The sequence below is a fragment of the Lysinibacillus sp. NPDC056220 genome (assembly GCF_049315265.1).
Lineage (GTDB): Bacteria > Bacillota > Bacilli > Bacillales_A > Planococcaceae > Lysinibacillus > Lysinibacillus pinottii.
Genome location: NZ_JBMOXD010000004.1, coordinates 73,702 through 98,031 on the forward strand (window position 1 = coordinate 73,702; position 24,330 = coordinate 98,031).

General features: G+C 37.2%; 20 protein-coding genes. 4 read left to right on the top strand and 16 right to left on the bottom strand.

Going from position 1 to position 24,330, the window contains the following annotated elements; translation table 11 throughout:
- Nucleotides 1-8: 8 nt before the first annotated feature.
- The 5 genes from ACOZBY_RS15050 to putP form a co-directional block, all read right to left on the bottom strand.
- Nucleotides 9-833 (bottom strand): GNAT family N-acetyltransferase, encoded by an 825-nt coding sequence (locus tag ACOZBY_RS15050; protein ID WP_012295844.1) that lies wholly within the window; start codon nucleotides 831-833, stop codon nucleotides 9-11.
- Complete coding sequence (locus tag ACOZBY_RS15055) at nucleotides 833-1,978, bottom strand: M20 peptidase aminoacylase family protein (protein WP_031416547.1); 1,146 nt, start codon at nucleotides 1,976-1,978, stop codon at nucleotides 833-835. The genes ACOZBY_RS15050 and ACOZBY_RS15055 overlap by 1 nt, the downstream gene beginning before the upstream one ends.
- A gap of 194 nt (nucleotides 1,979-2,172) precedes the next feature.
- Nucleotides 2,173-3,660 carry a peptide MFS transporter gene (locus ACOZBY_RS15060; RefSeq protein ID WP_031416549.1) on the bottom strand — a complete coding sequence of 496 codons (1,488 nt, stop codon included), beginning with the start codon at nucleotides 3,658-3,660 and terminating at the stop codon, nucleotides 2,173-2,175.
- A gap of 415 nt (nucleotides 3,661-4,075) precedes the next feature.
- Complete coding sequence (gene hflX / locus ACOZBY_RS15065) at nucleotides 4,076-5,362, bottom strand: GTPase HflX (RefSeq protein ID WP_031416550.1); 1,287 nt, start codon at nucleotides 5,360-5,362, stop codon at nucleotides 4,076-4,078.
- A 137-nt stretch (nucleotides 5,363-5,499) separates the two neighbouring features.
- Nucleotides 5,500-6,936 (bottom strand): sodium/proline symporter PutP, encoded by a 1,437-nt coding sequence (putP, locus tag ACOZBY_RS15070; RefSeq protein WP_422762528.1) that lies wholly within the window; start codon nucleotides 6,934-6,936, stop codon nucleotides 5,500-5,502.
- A gap of 230 nt (nucleotides 6,937-7,166) precedes the next feature.
- On the opposite strand from putP, the gene ACOZBY_RS15075 reads away from it, so the two are divergent.
- Nucleotides 7,167-8,327, top strand: a complete 1,161-nt coding sequence (locus ACOZBY_RS15075; RefSeq protein ID WP_325882055.1) for a class I SAM-dependent methyltransferase — start codon at nucleotides 7,167-7,169, stop codon at nucleotides 8,325-8,327.
- Between the two features lie 119 nt (nucleotides 8,328-8,446).
- On the opposite strand, the gene ACOZBY_RS15080 is transcribed toward ACOZBY_RS15075, so the two are convergent.
- Together ACOZBY_RS15080 and ACOZBY_RS15085 are read right to left on the bottom strand one after the other, a co-directional pair.
- Entirely contained in the window at nucleotides 8,447-9,766 is a 1,320-nt protein-coding gene (locus ACOZBY_RS15080; protein ID WP_197150624.1) for an ABC transporter permease, read from the bottom strand.
- Between the two features lies 1 nt (nucleotide 9,767).
- Nucleotides 9,768-10,454, bottom strand: coding sequence for an ABC transporter ATP-binding protein (locus ACOZBY_RS15085; RefSeq protein ID WP_012295851.1), 687 nt, complete (start codon nucleotides 10,452-10,454; stop codon nucleotides 9,768-9,770).
- Between the two features lie 423 nt (nucleotides 10,455-10,877).
- On the opposite strand from ACOZBY_RS15085, the gene ACOZBY_RS15090 reads away from it, so the two are divergent.
- From ACOZBY_RS15090 to ACOZBY_RS15100, 3 genes are all read left to right on the top strand, one after another.
- On the top strand, nucleotides 10,878-11,498 hold the full coding sequence (locus tag ACOZBY_RS15090; protein WP_012295852.1) for a DUF47 domain-containing protein: 621 nt from the start codon (nucleotides 10,878-10,880) through the stop codon (nucleotides 11,496-11,498).
- 21 nt (nucleotides 11,499-11,519) lie between these two features.
- Nucleotides 11,520-12,536, top strand: coding sequence for an inorganic phosphate transporter (locus tag ACOZBY_RS15095; RefSeq protein ID WP_012295853.1), 1,017 nt, complete (start codon nucleotides 11,520-11,522; stop codon nucleotides 12,534-12,536).
- Between the two features lie 107 nt (nucleotides 12,537-12,643).
- Nucleotides 12,644-14,755 (top strand): MMPL family transporter, encoded by a 2,112-nt coding sequence (locus tag ACOZBY_RS15100; RefSeq protein WP_036164811.1) that lies wholly within the window; start codon nucleotides 12,644-12,646, stop codon nucleotides 14,753-14,755.
- A gap of 47 nt (nucleotides 14,756-14,802) precedes the next feature.
- On the opposite strand, the gene ACOZBY_RS15105 is transcribed toward ACOZBY_RS15100, so the two are convergent.
- The 9 genes from ACOZBY_RS15105 to ACOZBY_RS15145 form a co-directional block, all read right to left on the bottom strand.
- Nucleotides 14,803-15,411, bottom strand: coding sequence for an alpha/beta hydrolase (locus tag ACOZBY_RS15105; protein ID WP_036217643.1), 609 nt, complete (start codon nucleotides 15,409-15,411; stop codon nucleotides 14,803-14,805).
- A gap of 18 nt (nucleotides 15,412-15,429) precedes the next feature.
- A complete protein-coding gene (locus tag ACOZBY_RS15110; protein WP_012295856.1) occupies nucleotides 15,430-15,621 on the bottom strand; it encodes a hypothetical protein in 192 nt (63 codons plus the stop codon).
- Between the two features lie 23 nt (nucleotides 15,622-15,644).
- Nucleotides 15,645-16,106: a hypothetical protein gene (locus ACOZBY_RS15115; RefSeq protein ID WP_012295857.1), complete on the bottom strand. Its 462-nt coding sequence runs from the start codon at nucleotides 16,104-16,106 to the stop codon at nucleotides 15,645-15,647.
- 130 nt (nucleotides 16,107-16,236) lie between these two features.
- Nucleotides 16,237-16,860, bottom strand: a complete 624-nt coding sequence (locus ACOZBY_RS15120; RefSeq protein ID WP_012295858.1) for an NUDIX hydrolase — start codon at nucleotides 16,858-16,860, stop codon at nucleotides 16,237-16,239.
- Nucleotides 16,861-16,871: 11 nt separating this feature from the next.
- Nucleotides 16,872-17,969 (bottom strand): AI-2E family transporter, encoded by a 1,098-nt coding sequence (locus tag ACOZBY_RS15125; protein WP_012295859.1) that lies wholly within the window; start codon nucleotides 17,967-17,969, stop codon nucleotides 16,872-16,874.
- A 210-nt stretch (nucleotides 17,970-18,179) separates the two neighbouring features.
- Nucleotides 18,180-19,877 (bottom strand): M3 family oligoendopeptidase, encoded by a 1,698-nt coding sequence (locus ACOZBY_RS15130; RefSeq protein ID WP_036162372.1) that lies wholly within the window; start codon nucleotides 19,875-19,877, stop codon nucleotides 18,180-18,182.
- Between the two features lie 77 nt (nucleotides 19,878-19,954).
- Nucleotides 19,955-20,530 carry a YdcF family protein gene (locus tag ACOZBY_RS15135; protein WP_422762529.1) on the bottom strand — a complete coding sequence of 192 codons (576 nt, stop codon included), beginning with the start codon at nucleotides 20,528-20,530 and terminating at the stop codon, nucleotides 19,955-19,957.
- A gap of 77 nt (nucleotides 20,531-20,607) precedes the next feature.
- Complete coding sequence (locus tag ACOZBY_RS15140; protein WP_332291026.1) at nucleotides 20,608-22,350, bottom strand: methyl-accepting chemotaxis protein; 1,743 nt, start codon at nucleotides 22,348-22,350, stop codon at nucleotides 20,608-20,610.
- Nucleotides 22,351-22,557: 207 nt separating this feature from the next.
- Nucleotides 22,558-24,306: a methyl-accepting chemotaxis protein gene (locus ACOZBY_RS15145; RefSeq protein ID WP_099805363.1), complete on the bottom strand. Its 1,749-nt coding sequence runs from the start codon at nucleotides 24,304-24,306 to the stop codon at nucleotides 22,558-22,560.
- Nucleotides 24,307-24,330: the final 24 nt, after the last annotated feature.

Consider the following 24,330-nt stretch of genomic DNA (forward strand, 5'->3'; position numbering starts at 1 on the left):
TCTAATTATTATAAGGCTAATAAGGAGCGTCTGACTAACAGATAGCTATGGACATATTCTGGGTGCTTCTTGACACGTACAATTGCATAGCCTTGATTGAATAATGCTGTTAAGATCTTTCTAATTTTATAGCGCCAGTCCTCTGCAAGTTTAGGACTTTCAACTTTCACTTTCTGCAAATATTGAGGAATCGGTAATAGATAGGCCTCCTGATGAAAGGAATGTTCCATTTGAAATGTATTATCTACGTCTAGGACAGGCAAGCCATCGACAGTTAATGTCCATGGTACGATTTCCTGTGCGATTTCTTCTAGTTCATCAATGCTATCAGCCATTTGTTCACGTTCTATCCACCACTCAACAATCAGCCTGTCTGAAGGTAATCCTTCATTAAAGTCATCTTCAAGAGCGCCGTAATAATCATTTTCGTATCGATAACTAATAGCATTTAGCTTTAAAAATGCCAAATTAGCTAAGCTCACCTCCAGAGGTTCAAATAACCAACGAACCAGTTGAAACCCATTTTCTTTCGCATATTCTTGCTGAGCGTGCTTTAATAACTCACCTACACCTTGTTCACGATATGCTTTCTTTACGCCAATCATGTGTGAATGTAAGTATATTTCTCTATCATGATAGCCCACAAAGCAATAGTTAAAGCCAATTAGCCTTTCTTCTAAATAAGCACCTAAAACTAATCCGCCATTTTGTACAACTGCTAGTAATTGGTGAGTGGGAATTGCTTGGCTTCCCCATATTTCAGCATTCAACTTTTGGACCTCTGCCAGTTCTATAGGTGTCATGACTTTGTGAATTTGCACTTGCTCTAACATTATGCTGACGCCTCCTTTGTATCTGTTGACTCCAATGCTAATAAGACTGCTCTCGTAAGAATCTCCACGCCAGTAACAAGTCGTGCTTGTTTAAACTTCATTTTCGGATGGTGTAATCCTGGTGTTAATCCACATCCTAAGCCCAACATGGTTGTTTTTAAGTGTGGCCTTTTTACCGCATAATGATGAAAATCCTCTCCACCAGGTGTGTGTACCGGCTTTCTTAAATTTGATAATCCGGCAGCCTGTATAATTGCTTGTTCCATAATATATTGTGCACTTGTATCAACTTCCGCAGCTACAATATTGGCAACAGTACGTAATTCAATCTGCACCTTATGCAATAGCTTAGTGGAATCAATAACACGTTTGACCCCTTGCGCTAAATCATCCATAACATTATTTTGCTGAGCACGAATGTCTATCGTAAATGAGGCATTACCAGGTATGATATTGCCTGATTCTCCCCCTGCATGGAACTTTGTCATCTTAACTGATACAGGTACCATTGGATCGGTATGAATGGTTCGTAAATCTTCAATGATGGTAGCCCCTACTTCGATTGCATTAACGCCCAGATGTGGCCTTGCAGCATGGGCATCCTCTCCAATAATCTCCCCTTCTAGTAAACGAGAGGCTCCGTGATACAAGGCTGCACAGTATGTACCATCCTCTAGCTCATGAACGGGTCTTACATGCACACCAAATAAATAGTCAAGCTCATCAATTACACCTTCTTCTAAGACTGCTAATGCTCCCGTCCCTTTTTCTTCAGCAGGCTGGAAAATGACACGGATTGTACCATTAAATGATGGCTGTTGTTCTTTTAATAGTAAGAGAGTACCAATAGCCATTGTCATATGTCCATCATGCCCACAGGAGTGGTTTGCACGGAAATGGCCATCAACCTCCTGCCATAATGCGTCTATATCTGTTCGTAAACCCACTTTAGGACTACCATGACCCACATCAACATAAAGACCTGTAGAATTTTTAAAGCGAATTGGCGAAAACCCTTCTTCCGTTAATAAATCTACTATATAATTAGTTGTTTCTATCTCATGCCAGCTAATTTCTGGATTGGCGTGTAAATACGTAAAAATCTCCATTAATCTTGACCTCAAACGGTCCAATTCTTCTTTCATACCATCCAACCCCTTAAAATTTTCTTATAATTATGATTATTATAGCGAAAATAATGATCTTCCACATAGAAACTTATAAAATTACTACTTAAGATAATATATTTCGCGCTAGACTTCATAAATAGACATTTATTTAGATAACAAAAAAAGATGTAAATACAGCCCATTAGCCGGACTGTACTTACATCTTCCAATTAGTTAATACCTTTCATTGCCTTTGAAATAATCGGCGATAAAATTAACAATAATATACCAATGACGATTGAAAGCGACCCCAAGAAGCCGAAGTATGTGAATTCGCTTACAACTTCATAAACCTTTACTAACTGTGCATTAATTGCTTGTGCTGCCGCACTTGTTAAAAACCATAAAGACATGGTTTGTGCCGCAAATGCTTGTGGTGCCAATTTCGTCGTAGCCGATAAACCAACAGGTGATAATAATAATTCACCTACAACTACTAAAAAGAATGACAGTACTAACCACCAAGGACTAACTAATGTTTCTCCGCCAGATAAGTGTGCTGGAATCATCATGACAAGGAATGATAAACCTGCAAAGAATAAGGCGTATGAAAATTTACGTGGTGTAGTAGGCTGCTTGTCTCCCCATTTAAGCCATAACATCGCAAATAATGGTGCCATTGTTATAACAAATAACGGGTTTAATGACTGGAACCAAGAAGATTGAAGCTGAATGCTACCAATACTTAATTGTGTACGCTCATCTGCATACGTAGCCAGAATTGTTGCCCCTTGTTCTTGAATTGCCCAGAACATAACGGCTGACAAAAATAATGGAATATATGCAAGAAGTCGAGATTTTTCATCTTTTGTTGTCTTTTTACTACGATACATATAAATAAAGAAGACTGTTGGAATTAATACACCAAGAGCTGTAATGATTAAACTGAATACATTCATCGTTAAAGTACCAGTTTTAATACCAATGGCACCTAGAATGATAATAAGTAAAGCAACAATACCAAATTGCGCAAAGACTTTTTTGCGTTCTTCAGGCTTTAATGGGTTATTAACTTGTAAACCCGCTAGGCCTAAGTATTTTTTCTCCGTCAATTTATAAACAATTAACCCAACAAGCATCCCTAAACCGGCTAAACCAAAGCCTAAGTGGAAGCTATACTTTTGTCCAATTGTTCCGACAATAAATGGTGCAATGAATGCCCCCATATTAATACCCATATAGAAAATAGAGAAGCCTGCATCACGGCGGCTATCTGTTTCAGCATAAATATCCCCAACAATACTTGAAACGTTTGGTTTTAATAACCCAGTTCCCATTACGATAAATGCCATTGAAGCAAATAGCATCGTTACACCGCCAGGCAGTGCTAGTAATAAATGGCCAATCATTATTAACACGCCACCGTAAAAAATAGTTCTACGTGTTCCTAATACTCGGTCAGCAATCCATCCACCTATAATACCTGACATATAAACGAGTGAACCATAAATGGCCATAATAGAGTTCGCTGTTCCGCGGTCTAGACCTAATCCACCCTGATTCAATTCGTAATACATAAAGAAAATGAGAATTGCTCGCATACCATAATATGAGAAACGTTCCCAAAATTCTGTGAAAAACAAAGTAAAGAGCCCTTTAGGGTGTCCAACAAAACCATTTTGAGGGACAGATTTTACAACTTCATCTTTACTAGACATACAATACCCTCTCCCAATTAAAAATATTCTCTTTAAAAAACATTATTACCCTAAAATAAGGATTAAAAAACTGTGTTTCATCATACTAAAGCGTTTTTTTAACTTTAGCAAGAGTTTTAAAAAATGTTGAAAATTTATCATTTTTCTTTAAATTCTGATTGTTTATTTCGATAATTATTAAATCCTTTGATATATCTAAGTTTTCTCACACTTCAATAGCCCACACTTGTTTTCTGAACATTAAATTATTCTAAAATATTTATAATTCAGATTTATAACTTTTTATACAATTTTAAACTATTTTTTCTAACAATTATTAAAATGCTACAGGCTGTTGATCTAGATTCTATATTCCCCTTAATCACAAAAAGCATGCCAAAATCTTTTGGCATGCTTCAGGTTATTTTTTCATTTTTTAATTTACGACGTATTGCTGATATTTTGCATAATCCGCTTCTTTAACTTCAAGGGATAATAATGTACCACCCTCTTCGTATGCTGTATTAGAAACAGAGGCATGTTCATTTAAATAAGAAACAATATTTCCTTGGTCATAAGGTATGAGCATTTCACATGTCACATAATTGGAGAAAATATGTTGACGAATTAATTGAATTAACTCTTCTAGCCCTACCGCTTCCTTTGCTGATACCCATATATTATCGCCACTTACAACAGGGTAAGGCACTTGAGCAAGATCAGCTTTATTGTAAACATAAATGGTTGGAATACCTTCAACACCAACCGCTTTTAACGTTTCATTTGTAACATCCATCATAAAACCATGCTCTGAATTGGAAACATCTACGACGTGTAATAAAAGATCTGCATCTCTTGCTTCTTCCAATGTGGAGCGGAACGCCTTTACTAAATGGTGGGGCAATTTGCTGACAAACCCAACTGTATCTGTTAATAAAAATGTCTTGTTATCAGGTAGCTCAATCTGTCGAACTGATGTTTCAAGTGTAGCAAAAAGCATATCCTTCTCAAAGACTTGTTTATGCTCCTCTTGGCCTATCTCAGCCAACAATTGATTCATAATCGTTGACTTGCCAGCATTAGTGTAGCCAACTATAGACACTACCGGAAGGGCATTTTTTCGACGCTGTTTACGCTGCGTTTCACGTTGATCCTTGACCTGCTCTAGATCCTTTTTGATTTTCGCTATTTGATCTTCTATTTTCCGACGATCCAATTCAAGCTTTGTTTCCCCAGCACCTCGGTTTTTGAAGCCACCGCCTGTCCCTCCACCCTGACGGCTTAAAGAAGCATGTAAGCCCACTAAGCGCGGGAGCATATATTGTAGCTGTGCTAATTCTACCTGCATTTGCGCCTCTCGTGTTTTTGCCCTTCTGCCAAAAATATCCAAAATAAGCATTGTTCGATCAATAACTTTCGTTGCTAGATCACGCTCTAAATTACGGATTTGCGAAGGAGACAGCTCATCATTAAAAATGATGAGATTTGCTTGTGCTTCTTCATAGAAATTTTTGATTTCTTCTATTTTACCTGTACCAACATAATGGGAAGGTGTCACACGCTCTAAATTTTGCGTAACTACCCCTACGACCTCCACATTTAGTGCCTCTGCTAAATTTCGAAGCTCTTCCATCGAGTAATTAAAGTGCGCATCATTACGTAAATTTACGCCAACGAGTATGGCCTTTTCAATTAATACATCAACTTCCTTAATTCTATCCATTAGAAACCTCCCACCAAAACCTCGGTGTCCCTACGACAAATTTTCTTCATCTTACCATAAATTACAGCTTTACGTATGTTCAGAACTTTACGAAAAACATTTCAAAAAATGCGCCTCTCTGTAAAGGCGCATTTCCCTTATTTTCTTTCTTCTTTTAATAATTCTTCCGAACGGCTAAACTCTTCTTCAATTTCTTCATTAGGTCTATACGTCAATATACTAACGACAACCGCAACAATTAAACATACAAAGAAGCCTGGCACAATTTCATATAAGGCACTTGATAACGATTCAACTTTCCCCCAAATAAATGCTGTTGCAGCACCAGTTACCATTCCGCTTAAAGCACCGTAATTCGTTAACTTCCTCCAATATAAAGAAAGCAAAATGACTGGTCCAAATGCTGCACCAAATCCTGCCCATGCAAAACCAACTAGACTTAAGATGGAGCTATCTGGATTCCAAGCTAAAACCGCTGCAATAATCGCAACAACTAGAACAGCGATACGTCCTACAAAAACATAATGTTTATCAGTTGCTGTTTTGTTAAACAACGCTTTATAAATATCCTCTACAAGCGCCGAAGAGGTAACGATTAATTGCGATGAAATAGTACTCATTACAGCAGCTAAAATTGCTGCTAGCATAACTCCAGCTATAAATGGATGGAATAAAATTTGTCCCAGAACAATAAATACTGTTTCAGCGTCTTTTAGCTCACCTGCATTTTGTTCATAATAGGCTACCCCTACCAACGCCGTCCCAATTGCACCAAATAAACTTAACATCATCCACCCAATACCAATACGACGGGCCTGCTTTGTTTCTTTTACAGAGCTGATGGCCATAAAGCGCACAATAATATGTGGCTGCCCAAAATAGCCTAATCCCCAGGCAAGTGAGGAGATAATACCGGCTGCTGTTGCAGTGGCAGGTAACATGTTTAAAAGATCTGGGCTAACCGCTTTAATAGAAGTAATTGTTTCCCCTATTCCACCTGTTACAAAAAGACCAAATAGTGGTACAGCAATAAGTGCTAGAAACATGATAAGTCCTTGTAAAAAATCAGTATAACTTACTGCTAAAAATCCGCCGAACAATGTATAGGCTACCACTACTGCCGAAACGATTAACAAACCTGTATGATACTCATAACCAAACGAACTATCGAAAAATTTTCCTCCTGCTACCATCCCAGAAGATACATAAAATGTAAAAAATATTAAAATAATAATACCTGAAGCAATTCTGATCAACTTCGTATGATCACGTAATCGATTATCCAAATAACTCGGTATGGTAATGGAATCATTGGTAACCTGTGTATAAACACGTAACCGTGGAGCTACCAATAACCAGTTTAAATATGCGCCTACCGTTAACCCAATGGCAATCCAGGCTTCCACAAGACCTGATAAAAAAATAGCACCAGGTAAGCCCATTAAAAGCCAGCCAGACATATCCGCCGCACCCGCACTTAGTGCCGTTACAGCCGGACCTAAGGAACGACCACCAAGCATATAGTCCGTTAAATTGGAAGTTTTAACGAATGCATACCAGCCGATCACCAGCATGGCGACCATATAAATAATAATTGATACATATTATCTGACATACTTTTTCCTCCTATTCAGTCTTTAGTATCACCAATTCATAAAGAATTACTATACATAAAGATACCATGAATATACAACTCCACCTATAATTACTCAGAATTTTTGTGAAAATTTTTTCAAAAACATTGTTCGTTATAAAATGTGTTAAACTAGTGCCATCTATTACACAACAAAGTAGGCGAAAATGTATGATATTTGAAGAAATGAAAGCTCATCTCATTGAAAGAATTTTACAGCAACAGCTAGTTACTGCTACAATCAGTCAACCCCGCATGAAATCTAATGAAGTTAAACGCATTAAGTTAAAGCCATTAATGTTAAAGAATAGTTATCATATACAAATTGAATACCAATATGAACGAATTTTAAAACATGAAAATATTCAATTGACCGAATTTCCCGCTAAGCTGGAGGATATTTTCGAAGATTATCGTCAAGCCCATGTTGATTTTATTGATGAAAAAGTACAAGTGCAATTATCAAAAAAGAATAAAGTACTTTGGAAATCCGATCAATCGTCTACACCAAAGCAGGTAAATCTAGCACATAATCGTAAAAAAAATTATTTACTCTCGGACGATCAACCTTACCCATTTTTAATCCGACTTGGGGTGCAAACAGAGGATGGAAAAGTTAAAAAACAAAAATACGATAAATTTAAGCAAATTAACCGCTTTATTGAATTTATTGACGATGCTTTATCCTACTTACCAAAAAACCGGCAAGTTCGTATATTAGATTTTGGATCAGGCAAATCCTATTTAACTTTTGCTTTATACCACTATTTAAAAATTGAAAAAGGTTTAGATATACGTGTAACAGGCTTAGATTTGAAAAAGGAGATTATTGAAGAGTGTTCAAGAATAGCACAAGATTTAGGCTATGACCAGCTTGAATTTCTTGTAGGAGATATTAATGATTATAATGAGGAAACCTCTGTAGATATGGTCGTAACACTGCATGCTTGCGATGTTGCCACAGATATGGCTTTAGCGCGTGCCGTGAAATGGGGCGCAAGCGTCATATTAAGTGTTCCTTGTTGTCAACATGAATTAAATCGTCAACTAAATACGCCATCATTGGAGATAATGTTACAACACGGTCTTGTACGAGAGCGTTTCGCCGCCCTTGCTACAGATTCCATTCGGGCTGAAATCTTGTCCCTTGTTGGCTATGAGGCACAGCTTCTTGAATTTATTGATATGGAAAATACGCCCAAAAATATTTTAATTCGAGCATACCGAACAGGCAAAAAAGCAAGTACAGAGCAACGTGCCAACTATGATGCTTTCTTAAATTTATTACATGCAACACCATTTTTACAAACAGAGTTAAACGAGTATTTATAACAGACTAAAAAGGCAATCCGAACCATCTCTTTACAATACAATAAACCATCGAGCGCGAAAACGTCTCGATGGTTTTGTCTACAGTCAAAGACGATTCAATCCTTATTGAATCTCTTTCATTATAGCTCTTGTCGTAAAGCATGGATGACATCAATTTTCGTCGCCTTACGAGCAGGACGATAACCGGAGATCATCGCTACTCCAATACTAATAGCTGCTGCAATAACGACTAACTGCCATGGAATAAGAGAAAATGTAATATCATTTGTTGCAAATGCATCTTCTCCCGTGGCTGCTTTTAGAATCAGAGGCAGCACTGCATTGGCAGCAAAACTAATGGCATATGAAATGATTACCGCAATGAAGGTACCTAAAAGCCCAATAAACGTACTTTCCATTAAAAATAAGCGTTGGATTAATTTTGGACTTGCACCAATCGCTTTTAAGACACCTATTTCACGAGTTCGTTCTGTCACAGCCATTGTCATCGTATTGAAAATACCGATGGAAGCAATGAGCACAGCAATTGTACCAACAAAAATCAAACCAATCTTTAAGACTAAGAAAAATACATTCATTTGATCTAATTGCTCCGTCACCGAATAGACACTGTAACCACTATCTTTTAGTTTCTCTAAAATGGGCTTTACGTTTTCCAATGTATCAGCAAAAATATTAAATTCTGAGTAAAACATTTCCTCTGCGGTTGTATCTTCGAGAGCGGACAGATTCTTAACTAATGCTGGTTTTTGTGCTGTGTCCATATGAATCGTATTATCAATCATCCAATCATACGATGGTTTCTCCATTACGCCAACAATTGTATAGATCATTTTTGCCGATTCTTCATTGTTACCAGTGTTAGGCAATAGTGACATGTCAATGGTTTGTCCTATTAATGATTTTTTATAGCCTTCATCGCTTCCATTATAATAGGTGCCTTCTGCCTCAGCCTTTTTACTTTTTTCTTTAATTACATTGCGGTCGGCCTCATTCAATAGTGTTTGTGCAAAATGATAGCCTACCACTATTTCATTTGGCTTTGCTGGATAAGCACCTTCTGCAAGCTTGCCATTCACCTGTTCAAAATCCTTCATATCATTTAAAACTAAACTAGAAGTTGTATCTCGATCACCTAAAAAAGAATGTGCAGAGGCATTCACGCTTACCGTTTCAAGTACTGTTTCCACATGATCTATCTTTTTAATTTCTTGAATCTGATCCTCTGTAAATTGTTTATCCCCATATACTTGAATTTTCGTAACTGTTTCATTGGAAAGGATTTCATTACGTAATGATTCCTGTAATCCAAAACCTACGGATGCTAGTACGATGAGGAAAGCACAACCCATTGTAGCAGCTAGAACCGTCATAAAAACACGCAATTTATTTTTCTTTATGTGCTGTGTGACAAAGTCTAATTGATCCTTAAATAACATATTAAGCTTCCTCCTTTACCAGTTCGCCATCATACATACGGAAGCGCCTATGTGCGATTGTCGCCACTTCTTCATCATGAGTAATAATGACAAAGGTTAACCCAAACTCACGGTTTAAACTTTGAATAAGCATCAAAATATCTTGCTCTGTTTCTGAATCCAAACTTCCTGTAGGCTCATCTGCCAGCAAAATAGGAGGATTCGTGATGAGCGCTCGTGCAATACTGACACGCTGTTGCTGCCCACCTGATAATTCATTTGGATAGTGATCGGCCACTTCTGTTAGACCAACCTTGTCCATTATTTTTTTTACTTTTTCTTTTCTCATTGCTTTGCGCAGCCCCTGTAGCTTTAAAGGTAATTCAATATTTTCGAATGCTGTCAAGCCAGGCATTAGTTGAAAGTTTTGAAAGATAAAACCGAATTGTCTCAAACGAAATGCTGCACTTTCTGTTTCATTTAGTTGTGCCGTTTCTTTACCATTCACCCTAATAGATCCATGCTCAACCTTCATAAATCCAGCTAAAACTTGTAATAAAGTTGACTTTCCAGAGCCACTTTTTCCGACAATGGCAACGATTTCTCCTTTATTAACCTCAAAGTTCACACCTTTTAAAACAGGAACCTTCTTTTCCTTCCCTTTTTTTCCGATTAAAAATGTATGTTGTAAGTTTTCAACTTGAATCATTTGATAATAAACACTCCTTTCTCACTCATTGCCCATTATAGAAAACAATTCTTAATAAAGAGGAAGGATAAAAATGAAGATATTCTTAAGAATAAGGAGAGACTCCTGCTCAAACAATTTGAATTTACATTCCCTTTACAATTCAAGTAGCTTTATTACTCATTTTCATTGTAAATCACACGTATATCTGTGCTAAACACTGTTAACGATATGACATAAATTGAGGAATAAAGGAATTTATCTGTACTATTAAAAACAAATACAGTTTGTTCTCCCTTTATTTTGTGAACGAATTGTATATTACAGCAATGTAAATTTTTATGTCGAATATAAAATTTTTATGTAGATAAATTAAAGATTTTGTTATGATAGTAAAGTTTAGAGGTCGATTAATTTATTTATATCCAGGAGGATTCGATTTACATGCTTAACTCAAAAAAACAAGACCCTTTCTTTATTGCATTGCATAAAATTGCTGAAAATATGAGAGAGGCTGTGCATTACGCAAATGATTTTCGTATTAACAGTGTAGCTGACCTAAAAGAGATTAGCATTACAATGAAAAATTACGAAACTGCTGGCGATAAGCTCATTCACGAACTGATCGTAATGCTAAACAAATCATTTATGACACCTATAGAGCGTGAAGATATTTTAGAGTTTGCCATTCGTATGGATGATATTTTAGATGGTACTGAACATTGTATTGCCCATTTTGAAATGTTTTCACTCACAGAGATTGATGAATCCATGCGCACTTTTCTAGGCTATATTTCTAAAAGTGCTGATGAAATTGTTAAAGCAACTGAAGAGTTAAAGAAAAAGAATCTAATTGGTATGCGTCCACACGCCATTCTAATTAAAGACTATGAACGTGAATGTGATGAAGTACAACGTTCTTCCATTAAACAACTGTTTCTAAACGAAAAAGATCCGATTCGCCTCATTAAATTTAAAGATATATATGAACAACTTGAAGATATCGCTGATCATTGTCAAAACGTAGCTAATACTATGGAAACAATCATCATGCGTAACGCATAATTAGGAGATGGGCACTTTACAATGAATACAATCATTATACTAACCGTACTGGTCGTCATCTTTGCCCTAACATTTGACTTTATCAATGGCTTTCATGATACAGCAAATGCTATTGCAACTTCGGTTTCCACTCGAGCATTGCCACCTCGTGTAGCGATCATCATGGCCGCAACCATGAATTTTATCGGTGCTATCACTTTTGTAGGGGTTGCTAAAGCTTTAACAAAAGACATTGTAGATCCGTTTTCTTTAAATGCTTTTGAAGGAGATACAACTGGCTCAGTCGTTATTTTGGCCGCACTTATTTCAGCTATCATTTGGAATTTACTTACATGGTATTTCGGTATTCCATCAAGTTCTTCCCACACGTTGATTGGCTCTATCGCAGGTGCTGCTGTCGCATCTGCTGGCTTTAATGTGTTAAATTATGGTGGCTTTACTAAAATCATTATGGCGTTAGTGTTTTCACCAATATTGGCTATTTGTGCTGGTTTTATTATGATGACACTTTTTAAATTATGGTTTAAAAATCTTAATTTATATCGTACCAATAAAGGGTTCCGTACGATGCAAATTTTCACCGCAGCCATTCAATCGTTCACGCATGGTACAAACGATGCACAAAAAGCAATGGGGATTATGACAATGGCATTAATTGCTGGAGGGTTGCATAGCGGTGATGACATACCTTTCTGGGTACGTGCTGCAGCAGCCGCAGCTATGGGTCTAGGTACATCTATTGGTGGTTACAAAATTATTAAAACCGTCGGCGGTAAGATCATGAAAATCCGTCCTGTTAATGGTGTAGCGGCGGATTTAGCGTCAGCAACAGTTATTTTTGGTGCAACGCTAATCCACCTGCCTGTATCTACCACACATGTTATTTCTTCATCTATTATGGGTGTTGGTTCTGCACAGCGTGTACGTGGCGTTAACTGGGGAATGGCCCGTAAGATTGTTACTACTTGGGTTATTACAATGCCTATTTCAGCTGTAATGGCATCCGTTATTTATTTTGTCCTATCATTATTCTTCTAATAACAAAGGCTCCTGTCTAATAAATGGACAGGAGTCTTTACTTTGTCACACGACAAAATGTGACGCATCCTTTAAACTAATTGAAAAAGGGGGATACATAAATAACTATGAAAACTTTTTCAACTTTTATTACCACACATGCAAAAGCAATCGTAGCCCTGTGGATTATTATTTTTCTAGCAATGGCTTATTTTGCTTTACAACTTCCCGATAAACTTCAGGGAGATGGATTTTTTGTTGAAGCGGATCATAACTATGTCACAAAAGAGCTAGCAAAAACATTCGATATTCCAACCAATACAATCTTGGTTGTTTTCGATCCTGCTCAGGATAAGAAAATTGAAGAAACTTTAAATAAGCTGAATGATATCAAAGACATACATTCTATCCAGTCACCATTAGATGACTCTTCTTTGCGTAAAGACGGGATTGCCTATGCGATGGTCCATCTAAGAAATGATGCTGATAACCTATCAGAAATCGTTGAGGATGTCCGTTTATTAATTGAAGAAGACGGCGTTCATATTACAGGTGGCCCAGTTATTTCTGCTGACATTAATACAGCCAGTCAAAAGGATTTGGCATCTGCTGAGGCCATTGGATTACCTATCGCCATTATCGTCCTATTATTGGCTTTTGGTACAGTCATTGCTTCTATTTTGCCAATTATCATCGGGGTTGTTACAGTCGTAACTGCCTTCGGTATTATGACATTACTCAGCGGTAGTGTAAATTTATCCATTTTCGTTTTAAATATTGTTCCAATGCTTGGTCTTGCTTTAAGTATTGATTTTGCACTATTGTTTATTAATCGTTACCGTGAAGAGCGTGCTCAAACATCTATTGCAGAAGCTATTCAGATTGCTATCCAGACAGCAGGACGTTCCATCGTTTTTTCTGCCGTATGTGTCATGATTGGTTTAGGTGCAATGATCGTTATTAATGTTGAAATATTCCATAATATCGCCCTAGGAGGCACAATAGTAGTCCTGTTGGCTGTTCTTTCCGGCTTAACCTTACTCCCTGCTACCATGATGCTTTTAGGCGATCGACTCAATAAATGGCGTCTACTACGCGTTAAACCAGGTGGAGCAAATCGCTGGCGTAGCTTTGCAGGTTTTGTCATGAAACATCCTGTAGCTATCGTCATTGCTGCATTATTATTACTTGGTATTGGCATGCTCCCATTAAAGGATATCCAATTAAAAATTCCTCAGGTAGATTCCCTACCAGCAAAATATGATGCACGTGTAGCGTACGATAAATTAGATGACACCTTTGGACTCGGTGAAACATCTACTTTATATTTATTGGCTGAGCGGAAAGAAGGCTGGGAGGATGCTGAGGCTAGAGAACTGATTTACACTATGCAAGAAAAACTATTAAAGGATCCACTCGTTACGAATGTTTCAACTATATACACAGCCGCAAACATTCCAACACCTAAGGAACTCTCTGCTTCTTTAGCAATCCCACAGGTGGCAGAACAATTAAAACCGGTTATTCAAACTTTTTCAAAAGATACAAAGCTATTCATCCCCATAACCATTGATGCAGCAGGCTCTTCCACTATTGCTCAAAAATTTGCAAGAACTTGGATGGATAAAGATTTAGGTGTTAACTTTGCACTCGGAGGACCAGCAAAATTTAACCAAGAGATATTTGATGAAATCGCTAATAAAATTGTTTTAGCGATAGCCATTATCATCGTGTCTACATTCTTTATTTTAATGCTGGCATTCCGTTCAGTTTTAATTCCGTTAAAAGCCATTATTATGAACATTATTGGACTTTCCTCTGCCTTCGGAATACTCGTCTATATTTTCCAATATGGACATTTTGGAATTGAAGCAGGATCCATTGTCTTGATTATCCCAGTTATTGTTTTCTGTCTTGTTTTTGGTTTGAGTATGGATTACGAAGTATTTTTAATTTCTCGTATCCAAGAGGAATATTTAAAAGGTGCCAACAATACTCACGCTACAATAGAAGGACTGACATCCACAAGTAGGATTATTACATCAGCAGCGCTCATTATGATTGTTATTACAGGAGCTTTTGCCTTCACAGATGTTATGCCTGTAAAACAAATTGGTGTAGGTATAGCCATTGCTGTTGCTATTGATGCCACTATCATTCGTCTTATGCTTGTACCAAGTCTCATGAAACTATTTGGTGATTGGAATTGGTGGCTTCCTTTCTCAAAGAAAGAAAAATAAATAATAAAAAAAATCCGCCTCCTTGTTTAAGGAAGCGGATTTTTCCACTATGCATAAATACTGTTATACCACTCTTTCGCTGCGTGTACTTCAGGAATCGTTAGCTGATGTCCAAAATCAAACCACTTCGTCGTCACCATCGCACCGGCCGAACTTAAAAGGACCTCTAACTCCTCTGATTCTTGTGCTGTACACATCGGATCATTCGTACCTGCCCCTATAAAAACAGGGGTTGCAGAAAGCTTCGGTAGCTCAATCCCACGTCTTGGCACCATTGGATGGTGTAATATTGCCCCTGCTAAAACATCCTCGTAGTGGAATAATAGGCTAGCCGCAATATTAGCACCATTTGAATAACCGATAGCTACAATTCGTTGACGATCAAAGCCATATTGCTGTGATGCCTCGTGCAAAAAATCGTTCAGTTCCTTTGTACGAATGATTAAATCCTCTATATCAAAGACACCTTCCGCTAATCGGCGGAAAAACCTTGGCATTCCATGCTCTAGTACATTGCCTCGTACACTTAATATATTGGCTGTATCATCAATTTCCTTGGCAAGTCCAATTAAGCTTTCTTCATTACCGCCCGTGCCGTGTAACAACAATAGAGTGGGTTTAGTTTCATCCGTACCTTTATAAAAAATATGCTTCATTAACAGTCCACCTCTCAATTATCTTGAATTCGAGATAATTGTAGCCTGTGGCAAAATTAAATTCAAGCTCTTCGACTTATTAATTTCGCGATTTTCACGATTTGGTTGTTCCTCATGGTTTTTATAAAAATTAGTTATAGTAAAAACTGATAGTAAACACGCCACAATCACAACAACAATAACAATTCCCACTAGTTTTTTCCCGTTCATTTTATGATAATCCCCCGTATTTATTATTTCTTTTTACGAAAGCCTTCTTCTAGCAAATATTCTTTTGCTGTATCATACGTACCAAACGCCTCTTCAAGATTTTCCCCATGGTAGACATTCCAAGAACGTTGTTCAAATACTAGCTGTAATTGATCACCCTCTCGACTATGCCAAATCTCGATAATCGGTTCTTCCGTCTCTATCTCTTCAGATAGATATTGAATAGCATCCGCAATAATCTCACGAAGTTGTTGCTCATCATAATCACGGATATTTACTAATCCTTTGTTAGCCTCTTGCTCATAGCGCAATAAATCTCCAACAAAGATAAAGCCATTGCCATTCGGATGGAGCTTTTCAACTACAATTGTCTTTTCATAAAGACTGTCCATAAAGTGATAATTTAAGCGTTTTAATGATATTTCCTTTTTCGTTAGTTCAGAAAATGATTCAATAATTGCTTGTTTTTGTTCAAATGTTAGCATATAAAAAATGCTCCTTTTCTTTACAATCTATCTAACAGTATAACTTATTTTTTCCTGTTATATTGTGTACATTCTCATCATTTTTACAAAGAAAATAGGATAAGCTATGTTCTAGCTTATCCTACCCAAATTAGGATGTTTGATTAAATATTTTTTCACGTGCAAATTTGATAACATGTGCGACATATAGTTCTCGATAAGGAACAAATTGTGCCGTTCCAACTGGTCTGACGATTTTGACACGTTGACCATCAGGGAAATATTCGTATCCTTCAATATTAAGTGTCGTCGTTTTACCCAAGAAGAAAGCTTCGGCCTCATTTAGTCTTGCTCTCACTACACCTGATACTTCCTCATATTGTAAAGTAAAGGAATTCCAATCGTGCTCGAAAGGATATATGTAGACATGGCAAAATTCATTATCAATCATATTTTCAGAAACAATACTGCAAGAGGTCATGCCCATTTTGACAACATCTTCAACATCTATTTGGAGCCCTAATTCTTCTTTTACTTCCCGTATACCTGACTCCACTGTTTCAACAGCTAAAAGATGGCCTGCTGCTGTAATATCGAGTAAACCTGGATAATCCTTTTTCTGAGAGCTTCGTACTTGAAAATAAATATAGTCCTCGTTAACTAGCCAGCAATGAAATGTCTCATGCCAAAGACCTTTTTCATGCACCTCCGACCTTGTAGCTGTCCCAATTTCCTCATGCCGTTCATTAAATACCTTTACAATTTCTTGTTCCATTGTTTCGACTCCTATACTGATTTCGTTGCTTTTTTCTTAATCGCATTACGTTGATCATAAATATTGGATACGATAACTTTCAATACTGCATAAAATGGTACAGCAATAATAATTCCTATAAAGCCTGCTATATTACCTGCTGCTAGAATAATTGTAATAACAGTTAGTGGATGGATATCGAGCGATTTCCCCATAACATTAGGTGTAATAAAATTACTATCAATTTGCTGCGCAACAAGCGTCACGACGGATACCCAAACAACTAAAATAGGATCCTGAATAACCGCTACGATTAGGGCTGGCGTAAATGCAATCCAAGGCCCAATAAATGGAATCATATTCATAAAGAACGCAAAGATTACTAATAGTAATGAATACTCTAATCCAATAATTAAATAACCAACATACATAATAAGTGCTAATAAAAAGCTAATTTGCAGTTGACCCTGAATATAACTACGTAATACATCATCAATTTCACTTAATGTTTTCTTTACCCATTGCTGACGTTCGCCACTGAAATATTTATAAATAGATGGTGCAAATTTCTCATGGTCCTTCAACATAAAAATAAAGAAGAATGGTATTAAAACAGCTAATAATGATACTGATACAATGGATTGTAAAAAGGATATAAACCCTTTACTCGCCACCATCGCAACATCTTGCACTGAATTCGCCATTTTTTCGATTACATCATTTACCTGCTGTGGGAAGTTATCTTTATTGAGCAGTACATAGTCGGTTAATTGCTGAATACTCGTACTAATACTAGAACTAATCATCGGGGCATTCTTCACTAATTTATTGACCTGTTCAGCAATCGGGTTGCCAATAATCCAGCCAAAAATCCCTGCAATTCCTATTAGGCCAAACACAATTGTCAATATACTTGCCCATCTAGGAAATTTACGTTTTTCTAAAAATCTCTGAATCGGTTCAGTCACATAATAAAAGACCCCTCCCAGTAATAAAGGGATAAAAATGGCTTTTAATATGATGACTAGTGGTGAAAAAATCCAATGAATCTCTATAAAATATTTAATGATTAATAGTGTAAGCAGTATCCCTACACCTACCTGAAACCAAACCTTTCTCGTCACTTTCATTCACTTCCTTTTATCGCCGTTACTCAAGATACTACTGATATATTAACCATTTCGCAAGTATCCTAGTATGTTTTGACTCAATCAATTTTCTCTGAGCGAATTTATCATCAGATTTTTTGCGTTTACTTAAAAAGCCGCCTTCAGACAAACTAAAAAATTCGCTCACTTCCACTATACTAATCGTGGAAGTGTAGCGAATTTCAGTATCTGTTATAACGACGAATCATCTACAGAATTGAGGTATGCCTCAATCTCCCCAATAACTGATTCAACACAGCCATCTTCAAATGGTGAAATTAAGCCTGCCTCTTTCACAAGCTTTGTAAATGACATGGAGCCACCTAAACCACATAGATGAATATAGTCTTTCCAAGCCGCTTCAAACTCTTCACGTGAACGCTTCCAGAACTGGAAGGCACAAATTTGTGCTAGCGTGTAATCAATATAGTAGAACGGACTAGCATAAATATGACCCTGACGTTGCCAAATGCCCCCTGCTTCGAGGTAGCTATTGTGATCATAGTCACGATGTGGCAGATATGTTTCCTCAATTTTCTTCCATGCTGCCTTACGCTCTGCTGGTGTCATTGTAGGATTTTCATAAATAACATGTTGGAATTCATCAACTGCAACACCATATGGTAAGAATAAAAGACCACTACTTAAATGTGTAAATTTATATTTTTCTGTATCTTCTTTAAAGAATAGCTCCATCCATGGCCATGTGAAAAATTCCATACTCATCGAGTGGATTTCACAAGATTCGTAAGTTGGCCATAAGTATTCAGGAATGCCGATGTTACGGCTTGAATACACTTGGAAGGCATGTCCAGCCTCATGTGTTAACACATCGATATCTCCTGAAGTACCGTTAAAGTTCGAGAAAATGTACGGTGAATGATAGTTTTCGATAAATGTACAATACCCGCCACTTTCTTTCCCTTTCTTCGCCACTAGGTCCATAAGGTCATGATCGATCATGAAATTGAAAAATTCTCCCGTTTCAGGCGATAGCTCCTCATACATCTTTTTACCATTCGCCACAATCCATTCTGGATCACCCTTTGGCGTTGCATTACCTGATAAAAAGTTCAGCGCTTCATCATAGAATTTTAAATCGTCAATCCCAATACGCTTCGCCTGACGCTCATAAAGCTTTGTCGCAACAGGAACAATTAAATCGCGAACTTGATCACGGAATTTCTTTACCATTTCTGCGTTGTAATCAATACGATTCATTCGAATATAACCAAGCTCAACATAGTTTTTATAGCCAAGTTTTACAGCAATTTCATGACGTACTTTTACAAGTTCATCATATAAGCGATCAAATTCACCTTCATGCTCGGCAAAGAAACCAAATCGTGCATTTGTTGCTTCTTTACGCGTAGCTCTATCAGTAGATTCCGCAAATGGTCCAAGCTGAGCAAGTGTTAAAGTCTCACCATTAAATTCAATTTGTGCAGATGCTACAAGCTTATTATACTCAGAAGCTAGCTTATTTTCCTTTTGCATCAAATCAATGACTTCTGGTGAGAACCCTTTAATTTGATAGTTAGCTAGATCGAATAATTGTTGACCCCATTTGTCTTCTAGTTGCTCACGGAAAGGTGAGGCAATCAATGCTTTATAATATTCTGTTGTTACTTCTTCTAGCTCAGGACTAACTTCATCAAAATAGTCGCGCTCTGCTTGATAAAATTCATCGTTTGTATCGATAGATGCCCTAATATACACTAGGTTAGCCATTGTAGCAAAGTCATTACTGATACCATTTAATTTTTCAATGATGCTACTTTGTTCGTCCATCGATTGCGCCTTCTGAAATTGGTCGACGAGTGCTAATTGTTGCTCTTTCATCCCTGCAACATTTGGACGGTTGTACTCATAGTCTTTAAATGTTTTCATTGAAGTCCCCTCTTTCTGTCATATACCCCGTGATATTTCTATTATATGTCAAATCTTAGCTATTAAGAAACAATTTTTTAATAACCTATAATATATGTTTTTAGCAATACCGCTCGCTCTCTTATTTTTAGTTTAGCTTCTACTGACTTTGGTGTCTTAGCTGACACTACATCTACCTCAAAATCTAAAGATTCAGCTAGATATTTCGCACGTTTTAAATGGAAGTCATTAGAAACAATCGTAATCTTCTTTGTTTCCTTTGGTAAAAGTTCTTTAGAGAATACTAAATTTTCATAAGTGGAAGTAGATTGATCCTCCATGATGATTCTCGAAGCATCAATGCCATTTTGCTCGAGATAATCCCTCATAACAGATGCCTCCGTTCGATCTTCATCTGGTCCTTGTCCCCCTGACACAACGACCTTCACTTGCGGATACTTTGTTAAATATTGAACAGCTACCTCTAGTCTACTTTTTAATGAAAGTGATGGTATACCTCCTGGTTTTACTTTTGCTCCCAGTATAATCATATAATTCGCAGAGCCATCTGCATTTGCTTCCACTCCACGTTCGATTTCTTTCCCCAACCAAATATAGAGGACAATGGCTATCACGATTAGAACAACACTCACTCTAATTATCCATTTCTTCACAAATAAACCCTCCCTTACCTTTTATTAACGTGAATACAGAAAAAAGGATGCTCGCATATCAAGCACCCTCCATAATTTTATCTTAAAATAAAGCGTTTAATAGATTCCTGCAGCGCAGTAATCTCATCTGTTAAATCATTGGAAGATTCACTAACAAGCTGAATCGCGCGTTGCTGCTCATCTACCGACGCTGTCACCTCTTCAGAAGCAGCCGCATTTTTTTCACTGATCATAGCAATACTCTCAATGGATTTCATCATATCATTCTTAGCGCTGTTTACATATTCTACGCCATCAGTCATGTCTCCAATAATTGAAATGATTTTTTCGACAGCCAATTTGATTTCTTTGAAGGATGATTCTGTTACCATGACAGAATCATTTTGTTGACCTACAATGACGTGAGTTTTTTGCATTTCATCATTGACTAAGTTTGTTTCACTTTCAATCCCCTTCAGGGTAGTACGAACTAGCTCTGTTGCTACGGATGTTTGATCAGCTAGCTTTCGTACTTCCTCGGCAACCACAGCAAATCCTTTGCCATGTTCACCTGCTCGAGCGGCCTCAATAGATGCATTTAAAGCCAGTAGATTGGTTTGTTCAGAAATCTCCGTAATGGTCCCTACAATCCCTTCAATTTCTCGTACCTTCACTATTAAACTCGCAAAAACAGATCGAATATTCTGAATAAGCATTGAAGATTCCTGTGATTTATCTTTTAAGCTAGCAATATTAACGATACCCTCTTCATTTGACTTTTGCATATGTTGTGATGCATCTAATATTAATTCATTTTTATCATGTAATCCTTCAATTTGCTGAGCAAACTCAGTAGCTGTTCGATTTGTATCTTCCGCCTCTGATGCTTGTTTTACGGCGCCAATCGAAACTTCATTAATAGCTTTAACGATTTCATCGCCATAAGCATTTGTTTCTTCAGCAACTGCTGTTAAATTCGCAGATGTCGATTGAATTTCTACTATTGCTTCTTCTACATCTGAAATTAGTGTTTTTAGTTGATCAACCATTTCATTGAAGCCCTCATTTAACTGACCAATTTCATCCGAACGCTGTAAATGTTCAATATCTACAGTTAAATTCCCTTTGGCTACTTCGCGAACGCGCTGCGATAATTTTTTGACTGGTAATGCCAAATGCCTAGATACTAAGATGACAACAATGACACCTATGATAACGGCACCCGCTAACGTCAATCCAATGACTAATAGTAACGAGTTTGCCTCGGCATTAAAATCCTGCATATATGTACCTGATGCAATAATCCATCCCCAATGTGGATCTTTTGCTGAATAAATTATTTTATCCGCCAATACATTCTGACCTGGTAGCTCAAATTCGTATTCCGTAAAACCACCACCATCCAATGCTCTATCAGTTACTTCTCGAATAAAGTAATTTCCACTACTATCTTGATCGTTCCACAGATTATCACCTTCCCGAGTAGGGTGTGTTGTTAGTGTTCCCTTATTATCTAATACATAGATATAACCATATTCCCCCAAGTCACCTGGATAATTGATGGGCCGCTTTCCTTCACTATCCTTCGGGCCCAAGAAAGCCTCGCGTACCCGTTCCTGTGCTACATCTAAAGGTATATCTCCCTTTTCAACACTTTCATTGGCGAGTTCGATTATTTGCAAAGCAGATTGAACACTATTATAAATGACCTGCTCCCCAATATCCTCCATACCATTCTTCGCCTTACTATAACTAACAACGCCAATTATTAAACTTGGAATAATTAGTAGTGCCAATGAAATAGCGACTAGTTTCCCCTGTATTGAACGTAAAAACTTCATACTTTAGACCCCCAAATTCTTCTCCTCCAAAGAGTATATTAACTTATATTATGTTATGATTTGGAAGTTTCCGCAATGGATAAAACGCAAATTAATTCTTCTTATTTGGTTTATTTCGTCTTTATATTTTTTTATTCTTCTATTAAATACCATAAAAAAACTATTTATCTACAAGACTTTTCCTCATAGAAAAATAGTTTATAATAATCATAATTTGAACGTATTAATTGTTTTAGTAACCTCTTTAAATGTTTGATCTAACATTGCTACAACCTCATTTAGTTCGGAAACCATTGTTACTTGTAAGTCGGAAGCCATTGCTACTTCTTTTGTTCCTTGCACACTATGCTGAGCGATATCATTCATCTGCTCTGTAGTAGCTAATATTTCTTCAGAGCCTGCCGACATTTCTTCAATAACAGCAGAATCATCTTGAATTTTATTGTTTACCTCAACAACTGATTTTAATATTTTTTCTAGGCTTTCACCGATACGTTGTACAGCCCTATTACCTGCTTGTACATCTATGGAACTTCCAGACATTTCATGTAATGCTCGTTCTGTAATGGTCTTAAAGCTGTTCAAATGTGTATGTATTTCATCCGCAGATGCTTTAGACAGTTCAGCTAGCTTACGCACTTCATCTGCAACAACTGCAAACCCCTTACCCGCTTCTCCAGCTCTTGCCGCTTCTATCGCCGCATTTAATGCCAATAAGTTGGTTTGGTCTGCAATGCTCGTAATAATCGTTACCATCTCTTCAATTGAACCGAATCTATCCCCCATTTCCTCAACATGTTTAGCCGTTCGTAAAACAGAGGATTCCACATTTTGAATTTGAGATACGACCTCTTGAGAATGATTCACGCTTGTTTCCACTAGACCTGTCATTGTTGAAGATGACTCAGCAATCTCAGAAGTTGTATCGGCCAGTCGTTGTATACCAATCGACATTTCATTCATCGTTAATACAACTTCTTGATTATTTTGCTGTTGTTGCTCACTGCCAGCAGCGATTTCAACAATACGATCAGCAATTTGAGCATTTGATGTTTCAACATGTTGTGTAGTTTCATCAATCTTTTTCACCACATTTTGTAAGGTGAATGTTTGTTGCTGAATGGTTTGGAATGTTTCTTTTAATTTTTGCAGGGCCTCCTGAAAGGCTTGGGCAAAAATAGAGATTTCATTTTTCCCTTTGAGTTGGATTTTTTCAACCTCCATTGTTGCCTTCGCTATATCTCCTTGTGCAAAACTTGTCACTGCGTCTCCTAATTTCGCTAATGGCTTAAGCGCTCGATTTATGTAACGGTACATTATAAGCATGACAATTCCGGTTAAAATTAAAATTACTATAATTAATGCTGGCAAAATGGCTGTCAGTACAGCATTTGCTACACCACTTACCTCGTTAGCCTCTATATCTACCCCTATAAACGCCACAATGTTTCCTGATGCATCCTTTAATGGTACTGTACCAGACAAATAATCCCCAAAACCGCTATGTAAAATATCAGAATAATAACTCCCTGCATCCATTACTTTTTCAATATCTTTATATAATGTCGAAGCAGACTCCTCTCCTATAACCCCCGCATTTTCTTCGTCGTCCGCTGGCATACCATCGACTAAAAATCGAACTTTTTTATCTTCCTGTGGAACAGCGAAAGTATAGGCATACAGGACCCCATTTACTTCACGTAATTCATTTAGTTCTTCTCTTAGCTGCCAATATAATTTGGATTCCCTTGGGTCCTTAGATAATTGTTCGTACTCCTCTGGGTTTAAATGTTTCGCAATGTTTTCTGCTACTGCGACAGCCTGTGCCCCCATTGTTTTATTGACAGATGATTTCGCTGTATAGATTGTTGTGACAATAAAAAATGCTAACAAAGCTACTAACATCACAAATGACATTAACACAATTCTATTACTTAATTTACCTGTTGCTCGCATAGTTACCTCCTTTAACATACTACT